Origin of the sequence: Sphingobium sp. C100, from assembly GCF_000508185.1 — a bacterium.
Classification (GTDB): Bacteria; Pseudomonadota; Alphaproteobacteria; order Sphingomonadales; family Sphingomonadaceae; genus Sphingobium.
This window is the reverse complement of sequence record NZ_AYOY01000040.1, coordinates 1-8,976: the sequence shown is the minus strand read 5'-3', so window position 1 is coordinate 8,976 and position 8,976 is coordinate 1. Positions and strand designations below refer to the sequence as shown.

Below are 8,976 nucleotides of genomic sequence, written 5' to 3'. Positions count from 1 at the left end.
GCGCGCGCCCTTGATCGCGGCCGCGCGGGCGCTCAGCAACATGCCGGTCCAGGCGGCGACCAGCGCCATGATATGGTGCGGCACCCATAAAGTGGACGTCGCGAGCATCCGGATTTCGGTGTTCCAGTTCTCGATTTCCGGTTCGATCCGATGCACCATCAGATAGCGCAGCGCCATGTAGAGCAGGTCGGCCCCGGCCACGAAGCAAAAGAGGATGGCGAGCAGCAGCACGCGCCGTTCGGCGCCCGGCCGGATCAGCGCGGCGTCGGCCGCGATACGCCAGAGCAGGGCGACGACCCCGACGCCCGTCCAGAAAGCGGTGGCGCCAAAGGCCATGGTCGGGCCGATGTGAAAGCCGCTGATCCAGCGGACGGCGGCGGGCCAGACGTAGAAATAATGATAATAGCCCGCGATCCCGTCGCGCGCGAAGAAGGGGTCGGTGAAGGGAATGCCCTGGCGCGCTATCTGTTCGACGACGGCGGCATGTTTGACCATGTCGAAGGCGATCAGGCTTTGATGCAACTGGCCGTCTCTGTCGAAATCGACCAGACTCCAGGCGCAGATCAGCCACCAGGCCAGTGCGATGACGAGGAACGGGCGAGCGGTGGACGGGGGCCGCGCGCCTTTCAGCAGCCGCATTCCGGCCAGAGCCAGCGCCCCGTTCAACAGGATCATGCCCGGCATACCGAGCAACCGGATCATCAGCGTGTCGAGGACCGGCAGGATGGCGAGCGCCAGGATCATGGCCCAGCCGACCCGCTGCCAATAGCCCTGGACGGTCAGGCCGGCGCTCGCCAGCAGGCGAACCAGCCCCAGGCCCGGCGCATAGAGCAGCAGCGGCGCGATGATCGTCGCGACGGCGAGACCGCCAAGATCCTGGATCAGATACGACATGAACACTCCCGGCCTGGCATCGCTCTACGAAGCCAAGGTTAAGGAGCCGCTAAGCAAAAGGGCCGCGCCTCCGGGTGGAGGGCGGCCCTTTGCTTGGGAACAGTAAAAAGTGCCGTGTCAGCCGGCCTTTTCAGCCAGCACCGTCAGGCCCTTTTCATTCACCTCGGCAAAGCCGCCCTCGACCGGGATGATTTCCGGGGCGGCATTGGCGGTGCTGAAAATCTGGATCGCGCCGTCGCGGACGGTCGACATGAAGGGCGCGTGGCCCGCCAGCACGCCGAAATCGCCGTCGGTGCCGGGGACGACCACCTGATAGACTTCCTCGGAACGGACGAGCTTTTCCGGGGTCACGAGTTCGAAATGCAATGCCATGACATAAACTCCCCCCTCCCTTTCAAGGGAGGGGCTATATTGGTTCAGCTTATGCCGCTTCGGCGGCCAGCTTCTTGGCCTTCTCGATGGCTTCGTCGATACCGCCGACCATGTAGAAGGCATTTTCGGGCAGATGGTCATATTCGCCTTCGACCACGGCCTTGAACGACTTCACCGTGTCTTCGATCTGGACGAACTTGCCCGAAATGCCGGTGAAGACTTCGGCGACATGGAAAGGCTGCGACAGGAACTTCTGAAGCTTGCGCGCGCGCGCAACGGTCAGCTTATCCTCTTCCGACAGCTCGTCCATGCCCAGAATGGCGATGATGTCCTGGAGCGACTTGTATTTTTGCAGGATCGACTGAACCGCGCGGGCGGTTTCATAATGTTCCTGGCCGACGACGCGGGGTTCCAGGACGCGGCTGGTCGAATCGAGCGGATCGACCGCCGGATAGATGCCCAGTTCCGAAATGGCGCGGTTGAGAACGGTGGTGGCGTCGAGATGCGCGAAGCTGGTCGCCGGCGCCGGGTCGGTCAAATCGTCCGCGGGGACGTAGACGGCCTGGACCGAGGTGATCGAGCCCTTGTTGGTCGAGGTGATGCGTTCCTGCAGCGCGCCCATGTCGGTCGACAGGGTCGGCTGATAGCCCACGGCCGAAGGAATACGGCCGAGCAGCGCCGACACTTCCGCGCCCGCCTGGGTGAAGCGGAAGATATTGTCGACGAAGAACAGCACGTCCTGATTTTCGACGTCGCGGAAATATTCGGCGATGGTCAGGCCTGACAGGGCGACGCGCGCGCGGGCGCCCGGCGGCTCGTTCATCTGGCCATAGACCAGCGCAACCTTCGACCCGTCGCTGATCGCATTGCCATCGGCATCCTTGGCGATGACGCCGGCGTCGAGAAATTCGTGATAGAGGTCGTTGCCCTCGCGGGTGCGTTCACCCACGCCAGCGAACACAGACGTGCCGCCATGGCCCTTGGCGATATTGTTGATCAGTTCCTGAATGAGAACCGTCTTGCCGACGCCCGCGCCGCCGAACAGGCCGATCTTGCCGCCCTTTGCATAAGGGGCGAGCAGGTCGATGACCTTGATGCCGGTGACCAGGATCGCGCTTTCGGTCGACTGATCGACGAATTCAGGAGCCTTGGCGTGAATGGGCGAGCGCATGTCGGTGGCGACCGGGCCGCGCTCGTCGATCGGCTCGCCGACGACGTTCAGGATGCGGCCGAGCGTAGCCGGGCCGACGGGAACGCTGATCTGCGCGCCGGTGTCGGTGACTTCCTGGCCGCGGGTCAGGCCGTCGGTCGAGTCCATCGCAATGGTGCGGACGGTATTTTCGCCCAGATGCTGGGCGACTTCCAGCACCAGGCGCTGGCCGTTGTTGCTGGTTTCCAGCGCCGAAAGGATCGCCGGGAGCGCATCGGGGAAGGTCACGTCGACGACGGCGCCGATGACCTGCGAAATGCGGCCTACATTGTTGGTGGTTGCCATTGCTTCGTTTCCTTGCCTTCTTCGTCTCTCGGCCGTCACCCCAGCGAAGGCTGGGGTCTCGTGCCTGAATATCTTGCCTCGCCGCCTGACATGCCAGCTTTCGCTGGCATGACGACGAAGTTACAGCGCCTCCGCGCCCGAGATGATTTCGACCAGTTCGGTGGTGATCGCGGCCTGGCGGCTGCGGTTGTACTGGATGGTCAGCTTGTTGATGAGGTCGCCGGCGTTGCGGGTCGCATTGTCCATCGCGGTCATCGACGCCCCCTGTTCGGATGCGTTGTTTTCCAGCAGCGCCTTGAAGAGCTGCACCGTGATGTTGCGCGGCAGCAGCTCGTCCAGGATCGCTTCCTCGCTCGGCTCATATTCCACCGTCGCGCCGATGGCGTTGCGGTCGGCGTCGGCCGGGATCTTGACGGGCACGATCTGCTGTTCGGTCGGGATCTGCGCCAGCGCCGACTTGAAGCGCGAATAAAAGAGGTGCGCGACGTCGAACTTGCCGTTCAGATACATGTCGGTGAGGTCATGGGCGATCGCCTGGGCCTGGTCGAAACCCGGCTCCTTGGCGCCCGTCGTGTCGAACTGCGCGACGATCTTGCCGGGATAGGCGCGGTTGATGACCGGGCGCCCCTTGCGGCCGATCAGATAGAATTGCACGGTCTTACCGTCCAGTTCCAGCGCCCGCGCCTTGGCGAGCGCGGCCTTGACGATGTTGGCGTTGAACGCGCCCGCCAGGCCACGATCGGAATTGGCGACGACCAGCAGATGCACCTGATCCTTGCCGGTGCCCGCCAGCAATGGGGAGGCGCCTTCGCCCGTGCCGCCTGCGATCTTCGACGCCAGGCTGGCGACGACCGCTTCCAGGCGACTGGAATAAGGGCGCGCGGCTTCGGCCGCGGCCTGCGCCTTGCGCAGCTTCGCGGCGGCGACCATCTGCTTGGCCTTGGTGATCTTCTGGGTCGATTTGACCGACCCGATGCGGATCTTCAGTTCCTTGAGACTTGCCATTTTACGTCAGTCCATCAGCGAGTTCGGTCAACTGGACCGGCTCGGCGAGCCAGTCTTCGTAATTCTTGAACACCGCGCGCGTATAGGGTTGCGCATGGTGCATCTCGAACGCGGCCTGGTTGGTCCAGCGTTCGTAGATGAAGATGACTGGCGACCCGTCAGCGGCCGGATGGGGATCGAAGCGTTCGCATCCCTGTTCCGCCCGTGTCTCGGCGACGATCGCCCCCACCGCCCGACATGCCGCTTCGAAGCAGTCGGGCTCGAGGGTGATCCGCGCGAGATAGGTCACCGCCATCAGGCGAAGGTCTTGCCGAAGCTGTCGAGCGCGGCCTTGAGCTTGCCCTTGGCCTCATCGCCCAGATCCTTGGTCTCGCGGATCGTGGCGAGGATGTCGGCATGGTCGTGGCGCAGATAGGCGAGCATCGCCTCTTCATAGCGGGTCACGTCCTTGACGGCGACCTTGTCCAGATAGCCGTTGGTGCCCGCGAAGATCGACGCGGTCTGCTCCTCGAAGGGCAGCGGGCTGAACTGGGGTTGCTTGAGCAGCTCCGTCAGGCGCGCGCCGCGGTTCAGCAGCTTCTGGGTCGAGGCGTCGAGGTCCGAACCGAACTGGGCGAAGGCCGCCATTTCGCGATACTGCGCCAGCTCCAGCTTGATCGAGCCGGACACCTTCTTCATCGCCTTGGTCTGCGCGGCCGAACCGACGCGCGACACCGACAGGCCGACGTTGATCGCCGGACGGATGCCCTGGTAGAAGAGGTTGGTTTCCAGGAAGATCTGGCCGTCGGTGATCGAAATCACGTTGGTCGGGATATAGGCCGACACGTCGCCCGCCTGCGTTTCGATGATCGGCAGCGCGGTCAGCGAGCCGGAGCCATTGGCGGCATTCATCTTGGCCGCGCGCTCCAGCAGGCGGCTGTGCAGGTAGAAGACGTCGCCGGGATAGGCTTCGCGGCCCGGAGGACGACGCAGCAGCAGCGACATCTGGCGATAGGCGACGGCCTGCTTGGAAAGATCGTCATAGACGATGACGGCGTGCATGCCGTTGTCGCGGAAATATTCGCCCATGGTGACGCCGGTATAGGGCGCCAGATACTGAAGCGGGGCGGGTTCCGAAGCGGTCGCGGCGATGACGATGGAATATTCCATCGCGCCATTTTCCTCGAGCTGCTTGACGATCTGCGCCACGGTCGAACGCTTCTGGCCGATCGCGACATAGATGCAGTAGAGCTTCTTGCCCTCGTCATCGCCCGCGTTGACGCCCTTCTGGTTGATGAAGGTGTCGATCGCGACAGCGGTCTTGCCGGTCTGGCGGTCGCCGATGATGAGTTCGCGCTGGCCACGGCCCACGGGCACGAGCGTATCGATCGCCTTCAGGCCGGTCTGCACGGGTTCATGGACCGAGGTGCGCGGGATGATGCCGGGCGCCTTCTTCTCCACGCGCATACGCTGGTCGGACACGATCGGGCCCTTGCCGTCGATCGGGTTGCCAAGGCCGTCGACCACGCGGCCGAGCAGGCCCTTGCCGACGGGCACGTCGACGATGGTGCCGGTGCGCTTGACGGTGTCGCCTTCCTTGATCTCGGCGTCCGAGCCGAAGATCACGACGCCGACATTGTCGGCTTCCAGGTTGAGCGCCATGCCCTGCACGCCATTGGCGAACTCGACCATTTCGCCCGCCTGGACATTGTCGAGGCCATGGACGCGGGCGATGCCGTCACCCACGGTCAGCACGGAACCGACTTCGCTCACCTGCGCTTCGGTGCCGAAATTGGCGATCTGGTCCTTGATGACCTTCGAAATTTCTGCGGCGTTGATATCCATGTTCAGCCTTTCATCGAAGCCTTTTGGGCTTTTCAGCCCTTCATAGCTTGGGCGAGCGTGTTCAAACGGGTACGGATCGAGCTATCGATCATCTGGCTGCCGATCTTGACGACCAGCCCGCCCAGGATCGCGGGATCGACCTTTGCATCGACAGCGACGTCGCGGCCGACGCGCGCCTTCAGGCTCTTGGCCAGGGCGCCGATCTGGGTCTTGGTCAGGGGATGGGCGCTCGTCACTTCGGCGCGGGCCTCTCCCTTGTGATTCGACAGGAGCGTTTCGTAGGCGCGGATGACCGCCGGAAGCTGCCCCAGGCGCCGGTTCTGGGCGAGCACGCCCAGAAATTTCGTCGTCAGCGCGTCGATCCCCATGGAGGATGCGACGGCGGCGATCGTCTTGCCTGCTGCGTCACGGCTCAACACGGGGCTGTTGATCAGGCCCTTGAAGTCGGCCGATTGCGCCACCGCCGCCTTCAAGGCGGAAAGGCTGTCGGCCACTATGTCGAGCGAATGTGCGTCGCGGGCCAGATCGAACAGCGCCACCGCATAGCGGCCGCTGAGGCTGGCCTGAATACCGCCGGTAGTCTCCACGCGCTTACCGTCCTCTGTTTGGCGTACCGGCCGTTGATGTGCCGGTCATGCAAATAGGGGGCGCGGTCCATTGCCGTCCCGAGCCCCTGTTGCCCGGCCGGTTAGCAGTGCCATTATGACTATGCAAGTCATGTGACACGATTCCAGCGATAGTGCGAAATCGAACCTATTTGCCTGAGTTTTTATTCGGAACGAATCGGCTATTCGGCAGGATCGGCCGGGGCAAGCCGTCCCTTTTGGCAATGATAGACGATCCGTTCATTGGGCTGGGCGGGCAGCAGGGCGGCGGCTTCCGTCTGGATCGTGGCGATCCGGGCCAGCAGGTCGCGATCCGCGCCGCATCCCTTGACCGGCTTGCCCTTTGCCAGTGCATGAACCTTGTCGATGGTATCCAGGTCGGGCAGCCAGCGCTGCACCCGCAACATGCCCGTCGCAGGGTCGAACCGGCTGGTCGATACGAAATTGCCGTCCTGGGGGATGGCGGTGCGCTGCCATTGGGTGCCCGAAGCGATATATTGCGCCTCGCCATTGACGCAGCCGCCTTCGGCCCAGTTGAAGGCGATGTCATTGGGCTGGGACACGGTCAGGCGGCTGCGCGCAAGGTCCACCTTGCAGATATTGTCGCCCGCCCAGGCAAAGGCGCTGTTGGCGGTCACGCCCTTGTCCTGCGGCAGCTTCACCCGCTCGTCGATGCTGTCGAAACCGGGTTTGAAGAAGAAGAGGCCGAGCGCGCCGAACAGGAGAATGCCCCCGCCGGCCAGGAACCAGGTGGCCTGTCTTTCGCGACCCTGGCTGTAGAACAGGCCGCCCGCGCCCAGGCCCAGCACCGCCAGCGCCAGCAGCACGGCCGCGCCCGCCATCGCATTTTCACGCGCGGTCAGGACGTCGCGTTCGGCTGCGTCGCGGGCGCGGGCCAGCGCTTCGTCGCGCGCTTCATCGCTGGCGCGGTTCTTCTGCTCGCTCGCCTGCGCTTCGCGCTGGGTGATCGCCGCTTCGGCCGCGTCAGCCTCCGCCATCGACCGGCAGGGGACGACGCTATGCAGCGACGACACGCCCGCCTGCCGCAGGAAGGAGGCGATTTCGCGCCAGGAGACGGCAAAACCGAATTCGGCGTCATTGCCGTCCGAAATGGACCCGAAGCTGTTGACGCCCAGCACCCGGCCGCAATCATCGACCAGGGGGCCTCCGCTGTTCCCGGCGGCGAGCGGCGCGGTGTGGAGGATGGTGTCGAAGCTCTGGCTGGCCCGCCCGGAAGATATGTTGCCGCTCGTTTTCACCGTGGCGAGCGGTTCGACCATCTGCTTGAGGCCCAACCCCTGCGCCCGGTCCACCGTGCCGGGATAGCCGATGGCGATGACATGCTGCCCGTCGCTCACCGCGCCGGCGTAAAATGTGCTGACCGGCAGATGGCCTTCCTCCAACTGGATGAGGGCCAGGTCGTTGCCGGGGGAATAAGCGATGATTCGCCCGCCATAGGTCTTGCTGCCTTCGGACGGGATCACGCCGATGACCAGATTGCGCTCCTCGCGCGCCAGTTCCACGACATGGGCGTTGGTCAGCACCTTGTCCGGCGCGACGGCAAAGCCGCTGCCATGGCCGACGAAATAGGCGTCCGATCCGTCGGTCGCGACCAGCGCGACGCGCACCACCCCGCGCGCGGCGGCGGCAATATCCTGTTGTTCGGCGTGCAACGGCGCGGAGGCGAGCAGCGCCAGCGCGAAGCCGAGGACAGGGGTGAAGCAGCGGAGGAGGGCGACCATCGTGGCGCATTCATATGCAATGCCGGGCGCGGTGCAATCAGGAAAAGGCGAAATGCTTTGACGGCAAGACACGGGAAGCAGGGCGCGCATTGCCGGTCTATCCCCTATATCCATGAAACATATGACTCGCCTTGCCCCTCTCGCCATGCTCGATCCCGACGCTTGCTGGGCCGCGTTCCTGCGCCGCGACCGCGCGATGGACGGGCATTTCGTCGGTTGCGTCGCCACGACCGGCATCTATTGCAAGCCCAGCTGCGCGGCGCGCCACCCCAGGCGGGAGAATATGACGTTCCTGCCCGACCCGGTGGCGGCGCGGGCGGCGGGCTATCGCGCCTGCCTGCGCTGTCGCCCGGACGAGGTCGGGCGCGACCGGCTGGCGGTGGAGGCGGCGATCGCCTTTATCGAAGCGGCGGAGGAGGCGCCCCGGCTGGAGGCCATCGCCGCCCATGTCAGCTATGCGCCGCATCATTTCCATCGCCTGTTCAAGCGGGAAACCGGTATGACCCCGGCCGCCTGGTCGCGGGCGCTGCGCACCGAACGGTTGAAACGGGCGCTGGTCGCGGAAGACCGCGTCACCGATGCGATTTACGAGGCGGGCTATAATGCGCCGAGCCGCGCCTATGCCGACGCCGAGCGGCATTTGGGCATGACGCCCAGCGCGTGGAAGGATGGCGGGCGCGGGATCGGCATCCGCTGGCGCACGATCGAAACCAGCCTGGGATCGATGCTGGTGGCGGCGACCGACAAGGGCCTGTGCCGTATCAGCTTTGGCGAGGGTGAGGCGGAACTGCGCGCCCGTTTCCCGCACGCGCAGCTCCATCCCGCCGATCCGGCGCTCGAGCGGATGGCGCAGAGGCTGGTCGCCTTGGTCGATGATCCGGCCGGGGCGGCGGACCTGCCCATGGATGTGCGCGGGACCGAATTTCAGCAGGCGGTATGGGCCGCGTTGCGCGCCATCCCGCCGGGGGAAACGCGCAGCTATGGCGAAATCGCCGCGACGATCGGTCGCCCCGGCGCGGTGCGGGCGACCGGCAGCGCC

Annotated in this window: 8 protein-coding genes and 1 pseudogene; 1 reads left to right on the top strand and 8 read right to left on the bottom strand. The window is 64.8% G+C overall.

Annotated elements, in window-relative coordinates; all coding sequences use genetic code 11:
* From C100_RS29220 to C100_RS29185, 8 genes and pseudogenes are all read right to left on the bottom strand, one after another.
* Nucleotides 1-894: pseudogene (locus C100_RS29220) on the bottom strand (hypothetical protein); the annotation flags it as partial.
* A 117-nt stretch (nt 895-1,011) separates the two neighbouring features.
* A complete protein-coding gene (locus C100_RS29215) occupies nt 1,012-1,266 on the bottom strand; it encodes an ATP synthase F1 subunit epsilon (protein ID WP_024018585.1) in 255 nt (84 codons plus the stop codon).
* Nucleotides 1,267-1,315: 49 nt separating this feature from the next.
* Complete coding sequence (gene atpD, locus C100_RS29210; RefSeq protein WP_024018584.1) at nt 1,316-2,761, bottom strand: F0F1 ATP synthase subunit beta; 1,446 nt, start codon at nt 2,759-2,761, stop codon at nt 1,316-1,318.
* 120 nt (nt 2,762-2,881) lie between these two features.
* On the bottom strand, nt 2,882-3,766 hold the full coding sequence (locus tag C100_RS29205; RefSeq protein WP_024018583.1) for a F0F1 ATP synthase subunit gamma: 885 nt from the start codon (nt 3,764-3,766) through the stop codon (nt 2,882-2,884).
* A gap of 1 nt (nt 3,767) precedes the next feature.
* Entirely contained in the window at nt 3,768-4,061 is a 294-nt protein-coding gene (locus tag C100_RS29200) for a putative quinol monooxygenase (protein WP_024018582.1), read from the bottom strand.
* Nucleotides 4,061-5,590 carry a F0F1 ATP synthase subunit alpha gene (gene atpA, locus C100_RS29195; RefSeq protein WP_024018581.1) on the bottom strand — a complete coding sequence of 510 codons (1,530 nt, stop codon included), beginning with the start codon at nt 5,588-5,590 and terminating at the stop codon, nt 4,061-4,063. Before atpA ends, C100_RS29200 begins: the two co-directional genes overlap by 1 nt.
* A gap of 32 nt (nt 5,591-5,622) precedes the next feature.
* A complete protein-coding gene (locus tag C100_RS29190; RefSeq protein WP_024018580.1) occupies nt 5,623-6,177 on the bottom strand; it encodes a F0F1 ATP synthase subunit delta in 555 nt (184 codons plus the stop codon).
* A 200-nt stretch (nt 6,178-6,377) separates the two neighbouring features.
* Nucleotides 6,378-7,937, bottom strand: a complete 1,560-nt coding sequence (locus C100_RS29185; protein ID WP_031308745.1) for a S1C family serine protease — start codon at nt 7,935-7,937, stop codon at nt 6,378-6,380.
* A 112-nt stretch (nt 7,938-8,049) separates the two neighbouring features.
* On the opposite strand from C100_RS29185, the gene C100_RS0124050 reads away from it, so the two are divergent.
* A partial coding sequence (locus tag C100_RS0124050; protein ID WP_037529765.1) for a bifunctional transcriptional activator/DNA repair enzyme AdaA occupies nt 8,050-8,976 on the top strand: 927 nt, incomplete at its 3' end.

Excerpts from the sequence above, each read along its gene's own strand:
- atpA (WP_024018581.1), bottom strand. The coding sequence starts at position 5,590 with ATGGATATCAACGCCGCAGAAATTTCGAAGGTCATCAAGGACCAGATC.
- atpD (WP_024018584.1), bottom strand. The coding sequence starts at position 2,761 with ATGGCAACCACCAACAATGTAGGCCGCATTTCGCAGGTCATCGGCGCC.
- C100_RS29205 (WP_024018583.1), bottom strand. The coding sequence starts at position 3,766 with ATGGCAAGTCTCAAGGAACTGAAGATCCGCATCGGGTCGGTCAAATCG.
- C100_RS29200 (WP_024018582.1), bottom strand. The coding sequence starts at position 4,061 with ATGGCGGTGACCTATCTCGCGCGGATCACCCTCGAGCCCGACTGCTTC.
- C100_RS29215 (WP_024018585.1), bottom strand. The coding sequence starts at position 1,266 with ATGGCATTGCATTTCGAACTCGTGACCCCGGAAAAGCTCGTCCGTTCC.
- C100_RS29185 (WP_031308745.1), bottom strand. The coding sequence starts at position 7,937 with ATGGTCGCCCTCCTCCGCTGCTTCACCCCTGTCCTCGGCTTCGCGCTG.